Below are 16,293 nucleotides of genomic sequence, written 5' to 3' on the forward strand. Positions count from 1 at the left end.
CACGCGATGCGCCGTTGGGCCAAGACAGATTAGCGCATGGGAGTCGCCCACTCCCAACCGCTGTTCGGCGAGTGTGCGCTGACGTACGCCGTCTTCGGCGTGTCGCAGTCCATCCGCGCCCACTCGCGGCGGGGAGTAATCGATTCGGGCGGTGACCACCCCAGACCATAGGATGGACCCCCGTGACACCCGCCGACCTCGCCGAGCTGCTCAAGTCCACCGCCGCCGCGGTGCTGGCCGAGCACGACCTGGACGCCTCCGCCCTGCCGGCCACGGTCACCGTCGAGCGCCCCCGAAATCCGGAGCACGGCGACTACGCCACCAACATCGCCCTCCAGCTGGGTAAGAAGGTCGGCGCCAACCCTCGCGAGCTGGCCGGCTGGCTTGCGACCGCACTGGCCGACCGGGACGGCATCGCCTCGGCGGACGTCGCGGGTCCCGGCTTCGTCAACCTGCGTATCGAGGCGTCCGCGCAGGGCGTCATCATCGCGAACGCGCTGCGGGGCGGCCAGGGCTACGGGCACTCCGCGGTGCTGGCGGGCCAGAAGGTCAACCTCGAGTTCGTCTCGGCCAACCCCACCGGCCCGATCCACATCGGCGGCACCCGGTGGGCCGCCGTCGGCGACGCACTGGGCCGGCTGCTGGCCACCCAGGGCGCCGAAGTGGTGCGCGAGTACTACTTCAACGACCACGGCGCGCAGATCGACCGGTTCGTCAACTCGCTGGTCGCCGCCGCCAAGGGCGAGCCGGCACCGGAGGACGGCTACGCCGGCAGCTACATCTCCGACATCGCCGCCCAGATCCTGCAGAAGGATCCCGAGGTGCTGACGTACCCCGACGACCAGACGCGCGAGACGTTCCGGGCCATCGGTGTCGACCTGATGTTCACCCACATCAAGAAGTCGCTGCACGAGTTCGGCACGGACTTCGACGTGTTCACCCACGAAGACTCAATGCACACCAGCGGCCGCGTCGAGCAGGCCATCGCCAAGCTCCGCGAAACCGGCAACATCTATGAGAAGGACGGCGCAACCTGGTTGCGCACCACCGAGTTCGGCGACGACAAGGACCGCGTCGTCATCAAGAGCGACGGCAACGCCGCCTACATCGCCGGTGATCTCGCCTACTTCCTGGACAAGCGCCAGCGCGGCTTCGACCTGTGCATCTACATGCTCGGCGCCGACCACCACGGCTACATCGCCCGGCTCAAGGCCGCCGCCGCGGCACTCGGCGACGATCCGGACACCGTCGAGGTGCTGATCGGCCAGATGGTCAACCTGGTGCGCGACGGCCAACCGATCAGGATGAGCAAGCGGGCGGGCACCGTCATCACGCTCGACGACCTGGTCGACGCGATCGGCGTCGACGCCGCCCGCTATGCGTTGATCCGGTCCTCGGTCGACACCCCGATCGACATCGACCTCGAACTGTGGTCGTCGGCGTCCAGCGAGAACCCGGTCTACTACGTGCAATACGCGCATGCCCGGCTCTCGGCGCTGGCACGCAATGCGGCCGACCTCGGCCTCGTGGCGAGCACCGAGCACCTCGAACTGCTCGTGCACGACAAGGAAGGCACCCTGATCCGCAACCTCGGGGAGTTCCCCAGGGTGCTCAATGCCGCTGCGGCGCTGCGGGAACCACACCGGGTGTGCCGCTACCTCGAAGACCTGGCCGGCGACTACCACCGGTTCTACGACTCGTGCCGCGTGCTGCCCCAGGGCGACGAGGCGCCGGGTGACCTGCACGCCGCGCGGCTCGCGCTGTGCGACGCGACGCGCCAGGTGGTGGCCAACGGTCTGGCCATCCTCGGCGTCTCGGCCCCGGAGCGAATGTGATGGCGCACCCCGCAGGCCCACGGCACGCCGAAGAAGTCCGCCACGGCGGGACGCCGCCACCGCCGCTCGCGGCCGCCGATGTGCTCGAGTTGGCGCCGAACGTGTGGCCACGCAACGCCGTCCGCGGTGCCGACGGGGTGGTGTCGATCGCGGGCGTCCCCGTGACCGACATCGCTGCAGAGTTCGGCACACCGGTGTTCGTGATCGACGAGGACGACTTCCGCTCCCGCTGCCGCGACATCGCCACGGCGTTCGGCGGCGGTGACAACGTCCGCTACGCCGCGAAGGCGTTCCTGTGCGGCGAGATCGCCCGCTGGATCGACGAGGAGGGGCTCTCGCTGGACGTGTGCAGCGGCGGCGAACTCGCCGTCGCGCTGCACGCCGGCTTCCCGCCGGAGCGAATCGCATTGCACGGCAACAACAAGAGCGTCGACGAACTGACCGCTGCCGTCGCAGCCGGGGTGGGGCACGTCGTCGTCGACTCGATGATCGAGATCGAGCGCCTCGACGAGATCGCCGGGCGGCACGGCGTCGTCCAGGATGTGCTCGTTCGGGTGACCGTTGGTGTGGAGGCCCACACCCACGAATTCATCTCCACCGCACACGAGGATCAGAAGTTCGGGCTGTCGCTGGCCAGTGGAGCCGCCATGACCGGGGTGCGGCGGGTCTTCGAGGCAGGCAACCTGCGCCTGGTCGGCCTGCACAGCCACATCGGGTCGCAGATCTTCGACGTCGCCGGCTTCGAGATCGCCGCGCATCGGGTGATCGGCCTGCTGCGCGACGTCGTCGCCGAGTTCGGCGTCGACAAGACCGCGCAGATCGCCACCGTCGATCTCGGCGGCGGCCTCGGCATCTCCTATCTGCCGCAGGACGATCCGCCGCCGATGAAGGTGCTGGCCGACAGGCTGCTGGCCATCGTTGGTGAGGAATCGGCCGCCGTCGGACTGCCCGCGCCCCGCCTGGTGGTCGAGCCCGGCCGCGCGATCGCCGGTCCCGGCACCATCACCCTCTACCGGGTCGGAACCACCAAGGACGTCGCGGTCAGCGCGACCGCGCACCGCCGCTATGTCAGCGTCGACGGCGGGATGAGCGACAACATCCGGACGTCGCTGTACGGGGCGGAGTACGACGTGCGGCTGATCTCGCGCATCAGCGACGCCGCGCCGACACTCAGCCGGGTGGTCGGAAAGCACTGCGAGAGCGGCGACATCGTCGTGCGAGACGCCTGGATGTCCGACGACGTCGCCCCGGGCGACCTGGTCGGCGTCGCGGCGACCGGTGCGTACTGCTACTCGATGTCGAGCCGGTACAACATGCTGGCCCGTCCGGCTGTGGTGGCCGTCCGCGACGGTAGGGCGCGGCTCATCCTGCGCCGGGAGACGGTCGAAGATCTGTTGAGTCTGGAAGTGAGTTCATGAGTAGTGAGAAAGCCGTCGGCGTAGCCGTTCTGGGCCTGGGCAACGTCGGCAGCGAGGTCGTCCGCATCATCGAGCAGAGCGCCGCCGACCTGGCTGCCCGCGTCGGCGCCCCGCTGGTGCTGCGAGGAGTGGGCGTGCGCCGGGTCGCCGGAGATCGAGGCGTGCCGGTCGACCTGCTCACCGACGACGTCGAGGCACTCGTCTCGCGCGACGACGTCGACATCGTCGTGGAACTCATGGGCCCCGTCGAACCGGCACGCAAGGCGATCCTCGCCGCACTGGAACAGGGCAAGTCCGTCGTCACCGCCAATAAGGCGTTGATGGCGCAGTCCACCGGTGAACTCGCGCAGGCGGCCGAATCGGCTCGCGTCGATCTGTATTTCGAGGCCGCGGTGGCCGGCGCGATCCCGGTGATCCGTCCGCTGACCCAGTCGCTCGCCGGCGACACCGTCCTGCGGGTGGCCGGCATCGTCAACGGCACGACCAACTACATCCTGTCCGCGATGGACGAGACGGGTGCGGACTACGACAGCGCACTGGCCGACGCGAGTGCGCTGGGCTACGCGGAGGCCGATCCCACCGCCGACGTCGAGGGCTACGACGCCGCGGCCAAGGCCGCCATTCTGGCCTCGATCGCCTTCCACACCCGGCTCACCGCCGACGACGTGTACCGCGAAGGGATCACCGCGGTCACCGCCGAGGACTTCGAATCCGCCAAGGAACTCGGCTGCACCATCAAGCTGCTGGCCATCTGTGAGCGACTCACCACAGACGAGGGACAGCAACGTGTCTCGGCTCGCGTCTACCCGGCGCTGGTGCCGCTGAGCCATCCTCTGGCGACCGTGAACGGCGCCTTCAACGCCGTCGTGGTGGAAGCCGAGGCGGCCGGCCGGCTGATGTTCTACGGCCAGGGCGCCGGCGGCGCCCCGACGGCGTCGGCGGTGATGGGTGACCTGGTGATGGCCGCCCGCAACCGCGTGCAGGGCGGGCGCGGTCCGCGCGAGTCGAAGTACGCCGCACTGCCGGTGTCGCCGATCGGCTTCATCCCGACCCGCTACTACGTCAACATGAACGTCGCCGACCGCCCCGGGGTGTTGTCCTCGGTCGCAGCGGAATTCGGCAAGCGCGAGGTGAGCATCGCCTCGGTGCGCCAGGAGGGCATGGTCGACGAGGGTGGCAAGCCCTGCGGGGCGCGGATCGTGGTGGTCACCCACCGGGCCACCGACGCCGCATTGTCCGAGACCGTCGACGCGCTCGGCGATCTCGACGTGGTGCAGAGCATCAACAGTGTCCTGCGGATGGAAGGCTTCACCGAATGAGCGCACCTTCCCACGCGGTGCACACGCCGTGGCCCGGCCTGATCGCCGCCTACCGCGACCGCCTGCCCATCGGCGACAACTGGACGCCCGTCACATTGCTCGAGGGCGGCACACCGCTGATCCACGCCCGGCGGCTCAGCGAACAGACCGGGTGCACGGTGCATCTCAAGGTCGAAGGGCTCAACCCCACCGGCTCGTTCAAGGACCGCGGCATGACCGTCGCCGTCACCGACTCGGTGGCCCGCGGCCAGCAGGCGGTGCTGTGCGCGTCGACCGGCAACACCTCGGCGTCCGCGGCCGCCTATGCCGCCCGCGCGGGCATCACCTGCGCGGTGCTGATTCCGCAGGGCAAGATCGCGATGGGCAAGCTCGCCCAGGCGGTCATGCACGGCGCCAAGATCATTCAGGTCGACGGCAACTTCGACGACTGCCTGGAACTGGCGCGCAAGCTGACCAGCGACCATCCCGCGATCGCGCTGGTGAACTCCGTGAACCCCTATCGCATCGAGGGGCAGAAGACCGCCGCATTCGAGATCGTGGACGCGCTGGGCCACGCGCCCGACGTGCACGCGCTGCCGGTGGGCAACGCCGGCAACATCACCGCGTACTGGAAGGGCTACAGCGAGTACCACCGTGACGGCCTGGCCGACCGGCTGCCCCGGATGCTGGGCACCCAGGCGGCCGGCGCCGCGCCACTGGTACACGGCCAGCCGGTGAAGAACCCCGAGACCATTGCCACTGCGATCCGCATCGGCGCGCCCGCGTCCTGGACGTCGGCCGTCGAGGCGGCACAGCAGTCCGAGGGCCGTTTCCTGGCCGCCACCGACGAGGAGATCCTGACGGCGTACCACCTGATCGCGCAGTCCGAAGGGGTGTTCGTCGAGCCCGCATCGGCGGCCAGCGTTGCGGGGCTGCTGAAGTCGGTCGAGGACGGCTGGGTGCGTCGCGGATCCACCGTGGTGTGCACGGTCACGGGCAACGGCCTCAAAGATCCCGACACCGCGCTTCGCGGGATGCCGCCGGTCACCGCGATCGCGGTGGACCCGGCCGCGGTGGTCGCGGAACTGGGACTGGGCTGACGGGACGATCGCCGGTGACCGATACGCTGCCCGTCGGGCTGACCGCGACGTCGGTGGTTTCCGCGTCCAGCGCGAACCTCGGCCCCGGCTTCGACAGCCTGGGCTTGGCGCTCAGTCTCTACGACGAGATCGTCTTGGAGACAACCGAGTCCGGTCTGACGGTCGAGGTGGAGGGGGAGGGCGCCGGCCAGGTGGCGCTGGACGAGACGCACCTGGTGGTGCGGGCCGTCGAGGCAGGCTTGCGCGCAACGGGATTTCGCGCACCGGGTCTGATCGTAAGGTGCCGCAACGACATTCCGCATTCGCGCGGGCTGGGATCCTCGGCAGCGGCCGTAGTCGGCGGACTCGCGGCGGTCAACGGACTCATCGTGCAGGCCGGCGCGACGGCGATGACACAGGACCGGCTGATCCAGCTGTCGTCGGAGTTCGAGGGGCATCCGGACAACGCGGCGGCCGCCGTGCTGGGTGGCGCCGTGGTGTCGTGGACGGAGGTGGACGCCAGTTCGCGGCGCTACGCCGCGGCCTCGCTGCGCCTGCACCCCGGCATCCACCTGTTCCCCGCCATTCCCCAGCAGCGGTCGTCGACGGCGGAGACCCGCGTGCTACTACCCGAGCAGGTCGATCACACCGACGCCACGTTCAACGTGAGCCGTGCGGCGTTGTTGGTGGTCGCGCTCACCGACCGGCCCGACCTGCTGATGGCCGCGACAGAAGACGTCCTGCACCAGCCTCAGCGTGGCCCGGCCATGCCGGCCTCGGCGGAATATCTCCAGCTGTTGCGCCGTTGTGGTGTTCCAGCCGTGCTTTCCGGGGCGGGACCATCGGTTTTGGGCCTGAGCACCGAGTCTGTTCTTCCGGCGGCCGTCCACGAGTACGGCGCCGCACACGGGTTCACCGTCGAGAAGATGGCGGTCGGCCGTGGGGTGAGCTGGACGTCCGGCGTTCCTGCCAGGAGCTGACATGCCGGACCCTTTGAAAGGCGACGTTCTTGCTTCCGGCTGAGAAGGGGGCTATTCTCGCTCTCGTCCAGCAATCGCAGCGTCTCTGCCTGCGCCGACACTAGGACGACCACTCATTCTCTCGAAATTCCACTCGTGGATTGACGACTCGCAGTCGGGCGGCGAATTCCGGCGATCACCGTTGCACAGGCGGCGGTGGGACCTTCGCGTTCAGCGAATCCGCTGAATGCAGATGACCCCTTGCGAGATGCGATAGCGAGCGAGGGAAGAAAGGAAATCCGTGACTGATACGGACCTCTTCACAGCTGGCGGCGGCGCCGAGAACGGCGCACTGTCCGACACTGTGACCTCAGACAACACTCCCGCACCGGCTGCCGGCGCCCCCGCCGCCACGTCGGCGGCGGAGACTGCGCCCACGGCCGACGTGGCGTCGGGTGACCGGTCGGCGTCGCTGAGCACCATGGTGCTTCCCGAACTGCGGGCCCTGGCCAGGCAGATCGGCGTCGAAGGCGCCTCCGGCATGCGCAAGGGCGACCTCGTCGCCGCGATCCGCGCCCGGCGCGAGCAGCAGAACGGCGGCCAGCAGGCCGACACCGGGCAGGCCAACGGCCACAGCGCCGAGACGGCTCCGGCCGAGGGGGATGCGCCTCAGCAGCAGCGGCCCCGCCGCGAACGGCGGGGTGCCTCCCGTCGCGCCGGTGCGCCCGCCGACGGCGAGCCGCAGCAGCCGGCCGCGGAGAGCGACGGCGACGTCAAGACCGAGGACAAGCCCGCGCAGGCGGAGTCCGCGGTGAAGACGCAGGAGGCCGAGACCGCCGACGGCGAGAAGGCGCGCGACAGGCGCGACGACCGCGACAAGGCGCCGGCCGACGCGGCCCAGGAACGCAAGCGCGACAACAAGTCCGATGGCGACCAGGGTGACCAGAACCGTGGTGGCAACCGCAACGCGGAGAACCGCGGCGACGGCGGTAACCGAGGCGACGGCGGCAATCGTGGTGACGGCGGCAATCGTGGCGACGGCGGCAATCGTGGCGACGGCGGCGGTAATCGTGGTGGCAACCGCAACGCGGAGAACCGCGGCGACGGCGGCAATCGGAATGCGGACAACCGCAACAACGACAACCGCAACGCCGACAACCGCAACGCCGACAACCGCAACGCCGACAACCGGAACAACGACAACCGCAACGACGACAACGACGACGACGAACGCGGCGGCAGGCGCGGCCGCCGGTTCCGCGACCGCCGGCGCCGCGGGGAACGAGGCGCCGAGGGCGCTGGCGGCGGTGGCGGTGACACCGAACTGCGTGACGACGACGTCGTGCAGCCCGTGGCGGGCATCCTCGACGTGCTCGACAACTACGCGTTCGTGCGGACCTCCGGCTACCTGGCCGGCCCCAACGACGTCTACGTGTCGATGAACATGGTGCGCAAGAACGGCCTGCGCCGCGGCGACGCGGTGACCGGTGCCGTGCGGGTGGCCAAAGAGGGTGGTGATGGCGGCAACCAGAATCAGCGGCAGAAGTTCAACCCGCTGGTGCGCCTGGACAGCGTCAACGGCGGCCCGGTCGAGGACGCCAGGAAGCGGCCCGACTTCAACAAGCTGACGCCGCTGTACCCGAATCAGCGGCTGCGTCTGGAGACCACCCCGGACCGGTTGACCACCCGCGTCATCGACCTGATCATGCCGATCGGCAAGGGCCAGCGCGCCCTGATCGTCTCGCCGCCCAAGGCCGGTAAGACCACGATCATGCAGGACATCGCCAACGCGATCACGGTCAACAACCCGGAATGCCACCTGATGGTGGTGCTCGTCGACGAACGGCCTGAAGAGGTCACCGACATGCAGCGTTCGGTGGTGGGCGAGGTGATCGCCTCGACCTTCGACCGGCCGCCGTCAGACCACACCCAGGCCGCCGAGCTGGCGATCGAGCGGGCCAAGCGGCTCGTGGAGCAGGGCAAGGACGTCGTCGTGCTGCTGGACTCGATCACCCGCCTGGGCCGCGCGTACAACAACGCGTCGCCGGCCTCGGGTCGCATCCTGTCCGGTGGTGTGGACTCCACGGCGCTGTACCCGCCGAAGCGCTTCCTCGGTGCCGCCCGCAACATCGAGTTCGGCGGCTCGCTGACGATCATCGCCACCGCGATGGTCGAGACCGGCTCCACCGGTGACACGGTGATCTTCGAGGAGTTCAAGGGCACCGGCAACGCGGAGCTCAAGCTCGACCGCAAGATCGCCGAGCGCCGGGTGTTCCCGGCGGTTGACGTGAACCCGTCGGGCACCCGCAAGGACGAGTTGCTGCTGTCGACCGACGAGTTCGGCGTCGTGCACAAGCTGCGCCGGGTGCTGTCCGGCCTGGACAGCCATCAGGCCATCGACCTGCTGATGAGCCAGCTGCGCAAGACGAAGAGCAACTACGAGTTCCTGGTGCAGGTTTCCAAGAACACGCCGGGATCGGTCGACAACGACTGAGAACGGCTGAGCAGAAAAGCCCCCGCCCGAATGGCGGGGGCTTTTCTTCGCCCTGCGTCAGTACTCAGGGTTGAGTAGTCTGGCGGCATGGCCACGACAACGATTCCGATGCTGCCCTGCGTGGCACCCGACCAGACCGTCGAGTTCTTCACCGCGCTCGGCTTCGAGACGGTCTACAGCCAGACCCGTCCGTACCTGTCGCTGTGGTTCCGTCGCGCCGAACTGGAGATCCAGTACGTGGGAGCGCCAAAGAACCTCGACCCCGCCGAGGAGAGCTCCGGTGGCTGCGTGGTGATGGTCGACGACCAGGACACCCTGGCTGCGCTGCACCGCGACTTCACCGCCGCGCTGCGCGGCCACTACGGCAAGGTGCCGGCAACGGGCAGACCGCGGATGACCTACTTCCGGCCGGGCCAGACCCGGTTCTCCGCGGTGGACCCATCCGGCAACAGCCTGGTCTTCATCAGCCGCGACGAGCCCATCGAACTCGAGTACGGCGGCTCGGCGGCGCTGACCGGGTTGGCCAAGGTCATCGACAACGCGCGGATCTTCCGCGACTTCAAGACCGATCCCCGCGCGGCCGCCCGGGCGCTCGACTCCGGGCTGCGCCGTCACCGTGCCGACGCGCCGCTGCGGGACGTCGCCCGCGCCTTGGCCGCCCGCGCAGAAGTCGCTGTCGCACTGGGGGACCGGGCGCGCGCCGACGAGATCGACGCCGAACTGAACACCCTGCCACTGACCCAGGCCGACCGCGCCGCGCTCGCCGACGACCTGGCGGCGGCCGCCCGGCTGGAACGCTGGCTGTCGGACTGATGTCGACCGTTCGTCTGCTCGTGCTGGGCGTCGTGCGGATGCACGGCGCCGCACACGGTTACGCCGTGCACCGGGAGCTGACGTCGTGGCGGGTGGACACCTGGACCAGGGTGAAGCCGCCGTCGATCTACCACGCCGTCAAACAACTGGCGCGTGAAGGACTGCTGGTGGACGCAGGCCGCACCGAGGCTTCACGCGGGCCGGCGCGCCTGTCGTACCGCGTCACGGCGGCGGGGGAGCAGGAGTTCTACCGGCTGCTCGAGGCGGCCCTGCTCAGTCCCGACATCGAGGAGTTCGGTGCGGGCATCGCCTTCATGCGTTTCCTGCCCAGGCGCAGGGTCGTCGAGTTGCTCGAGGCGCAGCTGGGTGTCACGCGAACCATCGGCGATCAGTTGCAGGACATGAAGACGCAGTGGCCCGAAGCGGATGAGCCGCCGCACGCCCAGCACCTGCTGGATCTGTGGCGCGGATCGTTCGCCGCCACCTCGGACTGGACGGCGCAGATGCTCGGCCGCATCGCCGGTGGTCAGTTCACCTTCGACGACGACGAGCAAGCCCGGCCGGACCGGGATCAGATCGCGGGATCGGACCGCAGGCCGGGCATCACATAGCGCCGGACGTGGCTGAGCATCGCTTCGGAATCGCCGGCGTCGAGCATGTTTCCCGGCACGGTGGCCAACGAGAGGATCACTCGCGCAATCCATTCCGATGCCTCGGCGATGTCCGTCTGGGCGTGGATCTCGCCGGCGTCGCGGGCGGCGACGAGGTAGCGGGACCAGAAGTCGGCGAGGTCTGGCACCAGCCCCGCCACACCGGCGCCCGCGCACGCCGCGAACTCCTCGGGCTCGTCGATCCGCAGCTTCATCAGCAGCGCGCCGGGGTCGTCGTAGGCGGTGCGGCCGTGCCGGATGCCTGCCACGAGCTGGCGGTCGAGGCCGGTCACGGACTCCAGCATCGCGTGCGCCTGCGACCAGTACGCGTCGTTGAGGCGAACGATCGCGGCCCCGAGCAGCGACACCTTGTCGGGGAAGTGCCGGTACAGCCAGCCGCGCGACACCCCGGCCTGTTCGGCGACCTGCGACACCGTCGTCGCACGGATGCCGTTGGCGCGCAGACACTCCTCTGCGGCGTCGATCAACCGATCGCGCACCGTCGGGGTGGGAGTGCTCGCCGTCACCTGTGGTTCCCTTCCGCAATCTGCCGCGGAGCCGCCCGCGTCGGATGCATTCTGTCAAGTGACTTGCCGCGCACGGTCCGCGACACCGGAATGGTAGACAACCATGGTAGACACTTCTGCGAATCTGTTCACAACTCGACGAGGCGGCCGGGCATGACCGAAACCCTGCAGCAACTCCTGCGCGAACGTGCCGACCGGGACACGGTCGCGGTGCGCCACGGGGAGCGCAGCTGGACCTGGCGCGAGCACATCGCCGACGCGACCACCCAGGCGGCCGCACTGATCGCCGCGGCCGACCCGCAGCGGCCGCTGCACGTCGGCGTCCTGCTCGGCAACACCCCCGACATGCTGACCGCCTTGGCCGCCGCGGCGCTCGGCGGATACGTCCTGTGCGGTGTGAACACCACGCGCCGCGGCGACGCACTCGCCCGAGACGTCGCCAGGGTGGACTGCCAGATACTGCTCACCAACGCCGAACACCGCCCCCTGCTGGACGGCCTCGAACTGCCCGGTGTCACGGTGTTCGACACGTCGAGCGCCGAGTGGGCGCAACGTCTCGCCGCAGCGCCCGCGCTGACGCCGCACCGCGAGGTCGCGCCGGACGACACCTTCATGATGATCTTCACCTCGGGCACCAGCGGCGAACCCAAGGCCGTCGAGGTGCCGCACACGATGGTGCTGTTCGCCGGCAGTGCGCTGGTGCAACGCTACGAACTCGGTCCGGACGACGTCTGCTACCTCGCGATGCCGCTGTTCCACTCCAACGCCGTGTACGCCGGCTGGAGCGTCGCCGTCGGCGCAGGGGCGGCGATGGCGCCTGCGTCCTTCTCGGCGTCACGCTTCCTCACCGACATCCGCCGCTACGGCGTCACCTACATGAACTACGTCGGCAAGCCGCTGGCCTACATCCTGGCCACCACCGAGCATCCGGACGACCATGACAACCCGTTGCGTATCGCCTTCGGCAACGAGGCCGCCGATCGCGACATCGAGGCCTTCGGCCGGCGCTTCGGCTGCACGGTCTGGGACGGGTTCGGCTCCACCGAGACCGCGGTGATCATCACCCGGCCCGACGACTGCCCATCGGGGTCCATCGGCCGCGGCTTCCCCGGCGTGGCGATCTACGACCCCGAGACCCTGCAGGAGTGCGCGGTGGCCGAGTTCGACGCCACCGGCGCGCTGGTCAACGCCGACGACGCGGTGGGGGAGCTGGTCAACACCGCGGGCAGCGGGCTGTTCCGCGGCTACTACAACGATCCTGACGCCACGGCGGACCGGATGCGCCACGGGATGTACTGGTCAGGGGACCTGGCCTACCGGGACGTCGACGGCTGGATCTACCTGGCGGGCCGCACGGCCGACTGGATGCGCGTCGACGGCGAGAACCTGACGTCGGCGCCGATCGAGCGGATCCTGTTGCGGCTGGAGGTGATCAACAGAGTCGCGGTGTATCCGGTGCCCGATGACCTCGTCGGCGACCAGGTGATGGCCGCGGTGGTGCTGCAGGACGACGCGACGCTGACACCGGCGGAGTTCGAGGCGTTCCTCGCCGCCCAGCTCGACCTGTCGCCGAAGGCGTGGCCCCGCTACCTGTGGATCGCCGACGACCTGCCGAGCACGGCCACCAACAAGGTCCTCAAGCGCGAGCTGGTGGCCCGTGGGACGGATCCGCAAGGCAGGGTGGTCTGGAAGCGATCCGGGACCGGATACGCGGCCCACGGTCAGCCGGCGGTCAGCGGTACGGATCGGTGATCTCGCGCAGCGACATCAGCATCCCGCGCAACTGTTCGTAGGCTTCCGGGCCGACGTGGGTGCGCCATTCGGCCTCCACCTTGGCAACCTCGCCGGCTGCCGCCGCACACAGTGCTCTGCCTCTGGCGCTGAGTGTCACCAGGCGTGCCCTCGCATCAGCGGGGTCGGGTCTGCGCATGACGTAACCGCTCCGCTCGAGTTCGTCGATCAACGCTCCCGCGGTCTGCTTGGTCACCTGCGCCTGCTCGGCGAGTTCGGTGACGCGGATGCCGTTCGGGCTCAACCTCTGCACGATTCGACACTGCGCCACCGTCAGGTCGTCGAAGCCCGCGGCCCGCAGCGCCTGGAAGATCTGCGTCTCGGCGGCGCGATGCGCGATGAACAACAGGGTCGCGGTGTTGGGCGCCTCGGTCACCCCGTTGACTTTAGTACGGAATCCTGTCTATATTTCGTCAGGAATCCTGACTAAAAGGAGGCGCGTCGTGCACACCGACGAGATCTGGCATCACATCGACACCGAGCGGTCCTCCCTGGCCGACCTCCTCGAGACGCTCGACGCCGACCGGTGGGTGACACCGTCACTGTGTGCGGGGTGGACCGTCCGTGACGTCGCCGTGCACATCACCCAGTCCGGCGCGCCATGGCACCGCCTGGTCCGCGAGGTGCTGCGCTCCGGCTTCCGCTTCAACGCGATGGTGCACCGTGTCGCACGCGAGGACCCCAGCACGCCGGAGGAGATCGTCGCGACACTGCGCGCCATGGCGGGCAGCCGGCGGCGGCCACCGGGCACCGCCGTGGCCGACCCGCTGATGGACGCGCTGGTGCACGGTCAGGACATCGCCGTACCGCTGGGCGTCGACCGTCCGATGCCGCCCGATGCCGCGGTCGTCGCAGCCCGGCGGGTGTGGGACATGGGTTTCCCGATGCACGCGCGGAAGCGATTCGCCGGGATCGAGTTCACCGCCACCGACGCCGACTTCCAGGTGGGTGACGGCGCGTCGGTGCGGGGACCGATCCGCGACATCCTGCTGGTGCTCTCGGGCCGGCGCGCGGGCCTGCCCGGCCTGTCCGGCCAAGGAATAGCGGCAGCCTCCGCCGGTGTTTAGGAGGTTGGCGGCTGACCTGGCATAATCGACCGCTAGTCACCCTCGGTTCCGGTTCACGCCTGATCTACCAGGTCAATGGCAGGCGACCCGGCGGCCAACGAATGAAGAGGACACCAATGAAGACGGGAATCCACCCCGAATACGTCGAGACCACCGTCCAGTGCGGCTGTGGCAACTCGTTCCAGACTCGCAGCACCAAGGGCAGCGGCCAGATCGTGGTCGAGGTCTGCTCTCAGTGCCATCCCTTCTACACCGGCAAGCAGAAGATCCTCGACAGCGGCGGCCGTGTCGCCCGCTTCGAGAAGCGCTATGGCAAGCGCGCTGGTGCCGCGGAGAAGAAGGCCGCCGACAAGTAGCTGCCCTTCCGACGCCCGTTCTGTCGCTGTCAGCGCAGGCCGGGCGTCGGTTGCGTTACGGGGACGTGAGAGAGGAGATCGGCACACATGAGCGCACCCACCGCGGTCGACGCGCTGATCGCCGAACACGCAGACCTGGAGCGCCAGCTGTCCGATCCCGCACTGCACGCCGACGCCGCGCGGGCCCGCAAGGCCGGCCGGCGCTTCGCGCAGCTCGCGCCCATCGTCGCCACGCACCGCAAACTGGAGGCCGCCCGGGGTGACCTGGAGGCCGCCCGCGAACTGGCCGCCGACGACGATTCGTTCGCTGCCGAGGTGCCCGAACTCGCCGCCAGCGTCGACGCGCTGGAGACCCAGCTGTCCGATCTGCTGGCCCCCCGCGATCCACACGATGCCGACGACATCGTCCTCGAGGTGAAATCCGGTGAGGGCGGCGAAGAGTCGGCCCTGTTCGCCGCGGACCTGGCCCGGATGTACATCCGCTACGCCGAACGGCACGGCTGGACCGTCACCCTGCTCGACGAGACCACCTCGGACCTCGGCGGCTACAAGGACGCCACCCTGTCGATCCGCAGCAAGGGCGATTCGGCTGACGGCGTCTGGTCGAGGCTCAAATTCGAAGGCGGCGTGCACCGGGTGCAACGGGTGCCCGTCACCGAATCGCAGGGTCGGGTGCACACGTCGGCCGCAGGCATTTTGGTCTACCCCGAACCCGAAGAGGTCGAGCAGGTGCAGATCGACGAGTCCGATCTGCGCATCGACGTCTACCGCTCGTCCGGCAAGGGCGGTCAGGGCGTCAACACCACCGACTCGGCGGTGCGCATCACCCACCTGCCTACCGGCATCGTCGTCACCTGCCAGAACGAGCGGTCCCAGCTGCAGAACAAGGCGCGCGCCATGCAGGTGCTGGCCGCGCGCCTGCAGGCGGTCGCGGAGGAGCAGGCGTCGGCCGACGCGTCGGCCGACCGGGCCAGCCAGATCCGCACCGTCGACCGCAGCGAGCGCATCCGGACCTACAACTACCCGGAGAACCGCATCGCCGACCACCGGATCAACTTCAAGGCCCACAACCTCGACCAGGTGCTCGACGGCGACCTCGACGCGCTGTTCGACGCGCTCGCCGCCGCCGACAAGCAGGCCCGACTCAACAAGGCATGACGCGCATGCGTGAGGCGATCGACGAGGCCGCGGCGACGCTCGCCGCGGCCGGCATCGGTTCCCCGCGCGTCGATGCGATGGACCTCGCCGCAGAGGCCGCCGGAACCGACCGCGGCCGGCTGGCCCTGATCGACACCCCCGCCGACGACGTCCTGCAGCGCTACCGCGAGCTGGTCGCCGCCCGCAGCCGGCGGATACCCCTGCAGCACCTGCTCGGCACGGCGGCGTTCGGACCCGTGCAGGTCCGCGTCGGCCCCGGCGTGTTCATTCCGCGGCCCGAGACGGAGTCGCTGCTCGAATGGGCGCTGGCGCAGCCGCTCGGTGACCGCCCGGTGATCGTGGACCTGTGCACCGGATCGGGTGCGCTGGCTCTCGCGCTCGCCCGGGTCCGGCCGGACGCCCGGGTGGTGGCCGTCGACGACAGCGAGGCGGCCCTCGGTTATGCCGCGCAGAACCTGGCAGGCACCGCCGTCGAGGTGATGCGCGCCGACGTGACGGCCCCGGGCCTGCTGCCGGACCTCGACGGCCGCGTCGACCTTCTCGTCTCCAACCCGCCGTACATCCCCGACGGGGCGGTGCTCGAGCCCGAGGTCGCCGACCACGATCCCGCGCACGCGCTCTTCGGCGGACCCGACGGCATGGCGGTGATCCGGCCGATCGTCGGGGTGGCGGCGCGCCTGCTGCGGTCCGGCGGGCGGTGCGGCATCGAACACGACGACACCACCTCGGCGCAGACTGTCGCGGCATTCACCGACCACGGCGCTTTCACCGACGCGGCCGCGCACCGGGATCTGGCCGGGCGGCCGCGCTTCGTCACCGCGATCCGGAGGCCCACCACATGATCGAGT

General features: G+C 69.5%; 15 protein-coding genes. 13 read left to right on the forward strand and 2 right to left on the reverse strand.

The features are described 5' to 3' along the window. Positions 1-182: 182 nt before the first annotated feature. The 8 genes from argS (at position 183) to ACPCHZ_RS21895 (ending at position 10,507) form a co-directional block, all read left to right on the forward strand. Positions 183-1,835 carry an arginine--tRNA ligase gene (gene argS, locus ACPCHZ_RS21860; protein WP_423486645.1) on the forward strand — a complete coding sequence of 551 codons (1,653 nt, stop codon included), beginning with the start codon at positions 183-185 and terminating at the stop codon, positions 1,833-1,835. Next, positions 1,832-3,253: a diaminopimelate decarboxylase gene (lysA, locus tag ACPCHZ_RS21865; RefSeq protein ID WP_423486646.1), complete on the forward strand. Its 1,422-nt coding sequence runs from the start codon at positions 1,832-1,834 to the stop codon at positions 3,251-3,253. The genes argS and lysA overlap by 4 nt, the downstream gene beginning before the upstream one ends. After that, a complete protein-coding gene (locus tag ACPCHZ_RS21870; protein WP_423486647.1) occupies positions 3,250-4,572 on the forward strand; it encodes a homoserine dehydrogenase in 1,323 nt (440 codons plus the stop codon). Before lysA ends, ACPCHZ_RS21870 begins: the two co-directional genes overlap by 4 nt. Next, positions 4,569-5,651 carry a threonine synthase gene (gene thrC / locus ACPCHZ_RS21875; protein ID WP_423486648.1) on the forward strand — a complete coding sequence of 361 codons (1,083 nt, stop codon included), beginning with the start codon at positions 4,569-4,571 and terminating at the stop codon, positions 5,649-5,651. The genes ACPCHZ_RS21870 and thrC overlap by 4 nt, the downstream gene beginning before the upstream one ends. A gap of 14 nt (positions 5,652-5,665) precedes the next feature. Then, a complete protein-coding gene (gene thrB, locus ACPCHZ_RS21880; RefSeq protein ID WP_423486649.1) occupies positions 5,666-6,610 on the forward strand; it encodes a homoserine kinase in 945 nt (314 codons plus the stop codon). Between the two features lie 280 nt (positions 6,611-6,890). Next, the gene (gene rho, locus ACPCHZ_RS21885) at positions 6,891-9,083 is read left to right on the forward strand and encodes a transcription termination factor Rho (RefSeq protein WP_423486650.1); all 2,193 of its coding nucleotides are present in this window, start codon (positions 6,891-6,893) and stop codon (positions 9,081-9,083) included. Between the two features lie 87 nt (positions 9,084-9,170). Continuing rightward, positions 9,171-9,896, forward strand: a complete 726-nt coding sequence (locus tag ACPCHZ_RS21890; RefSeq protein ID WP_423486651.1) for a glyoxalase — start codon at positions 9,171-9,173, stop codon at positions 9,894-9,896. Then, complete coding sequence (locus ACPCHZ_RS21895) at positions 9,896-10,507, forward strand: PadR family transcriptional regulator (protein WP_423486652.1); 612 nt, start codon at positions 9,896-9,898, stop codon at positions 10,505-10,507. The genes ACPCHZ_RS21890 and ACPCHZ_RS21895 overlap by 1 nt, the downstream gene beginning before the upstream one ends. On the opposite strand, the gene ACPCHZ_RS21900 is transcribed toward ACPCHZ_RS21895, so the two are convergent. Continuing rightward, on the reverse strand, positions 10,468-11,073 hold the full coding sequence (locus ACPCHZ_RS21900) for a TetR/AcrR family transcriptional regulator (protein WP_423486653.1): 606 nt from the start codon (positions 11,071-11,073) through the stop codon (positions 10,468-10,470). The genes ACPCHZ_RS21895 and ACPCHZ_RS21900 overlap by 40 nt on opposite strands. A 153-nt stretch (positions 11,074-11,226) precedes the next feature. On the opposite strand from ACPCHZ_RS21900, the gene fadD1 reads away from it, so the two are divergent. Continuing rightward, complete coding sequence (gene fadD1 / locus ACPCHZ_RS21905) at positions 11,227-12,825, forward strand: fatty-acid--CoA ligase FadD1 (protein ID WP_423486654.1); 1,599 nt, start codon at positions 11,227-11,229, stop codon at positions 12,823-12,825. Here the strand turns inward: fadD1 and ACPCHZ_RS21910 are convergent. Then, entirely contained in the window at positions 12,806-13,240 is a 435-nt protein-coding gene (locus ACPCHZ_RS21910) for a MarR family winged helix-turn-helix transcriptional regulator (RefSeq protein WP_423486655.1), read from the reverse strand. The two genes, fadD1 and ACPCHZ_RS21910, sit on opposite strands and share 20 nt — an antisense overlap. A 67-nt stretch (positions 13,241-13,307) precedes the next feature. On the opposite strand from ACPCHZ_RS21910, the gene ACPCHZ_RS21915 reads away from it, so the two are divergent. The 4 genes from ACPCHZ_RS21915 to prmC all read left to right on the forward strand — a co-directional run bounded on the left by ACPCHZ_RS21915 (position 13,308) and on the right by prmC (position 16,287). Further along, on the forward strand, positions 13,308-13,931 hold the full coding sequence (locus ACPCHZ_RS21915) for a maleylpyruvate isomerase family mycothiol-dependent enzyme (RefSeq protein WP_423486656.1): 624 nt from the start codon (positions 13,308-13,310) through the stop codon (positions 13,929-13,931). Between the two features lie 116 nt (positions 13,932-14,047). After that, positions 14,048-14,287, forward strand: a complete 240-nt coding sequence (gene rpmE / locus ACPCHZ_RS21920; protein WP_364973886.1) for a 50S ribosomal protein L31 — start codon at positions 14,048-14,050, stop codon at positions 14,285-14,287. Between the two features lie 87 nt (positions 14,288-14,374). Beyond that, entirely contained in the window at positions 14,375-15,445 is a 1,071-nt protein-coding gene (gene prfA, locus ACPCHZ_RS21925; RefSeq protein ID WP_423486657.1) for a peptide chain release factor 1, read from the forward strand. After that, complete coding sequence (prmC, locus tag ACPCHZ_RS21930; RefSeq protein ID WP_423486658.1) at positions 15,442-16,287, forward strand: peptide chain release factor N(5)-glutamine methyltransferase; 846 nt, start codon at positions 15,442-15,444, stop codon at positions 16,285-16,287. Before prfA ends, prmC begins: the two co-directional genes overlap by 4 nt. Positions 16,288-16,293 lie beyond the last annotated feature (6 nt).

This window comes from Mycobacterium sp. NPDC050041, from assembly GCF_049541695.1.
Classification (GTDB): domain Bacteria; phylum Actinomycetota; class Actinomycetes; order Mycobacteriales; family Mycobacteriaceae; genus Mycobacterium.

Coding starts and splice junctions, on each gene's coding strand:
- ACPCHZ_RS21870 (WP_423486647.1), top strand. CDS start 3,250: ATGAGTAGTGAGAAAGCCGTCGGCGTAGCCGTTCTGGGCCTGGGCAAC.
- thrC (WP_423486648.1), top strand. CDS start 4,569: ATGAGCGCACCTTCCCACGCGGTGCACACGCCGTGGCCCGGCCTGATC.
- ACPCHZ_RS21890 (WP_423486651.1), top strand. CDS start 9,171: ATGGCCACGACAACGATTCCGATGCTGCCCTGCGTGGCACCCGACCAG.
- ACPCHZ_RS21895 (WP_423486652.1), top strand. CDS start 9,896: ATGTCGACCGTTCGTCTGCTCGTGCTGGGCGTCGTGCGGATGCACGGC.
- fadD1 (WP_423486654.1), top strand. CDS start 11,227: ATGACCGAAACCCTGCAGCAACTCCTGCGCGAACGTGCCGACCGGGAC.
- rpmE (WP_364973886.1), top strand. CDS start 14,048: ATGAAGACGGGAATCCACCCCGAATACGTCGAGACCACCGTCCAGTGC.
- prfA (WP_423486657.1), top strand. CDS start 14,375: ATGAGCGCACCCACCGCGGTCGACGCGCTGATCGCCGAACACGCAGAC.
- prmC (WP_423486658.1), top strand. CDS start 15,442: ATGACGCGCATGCGTGAGGCGATCGACGAGGCCGCGGCGACGCTCGCC.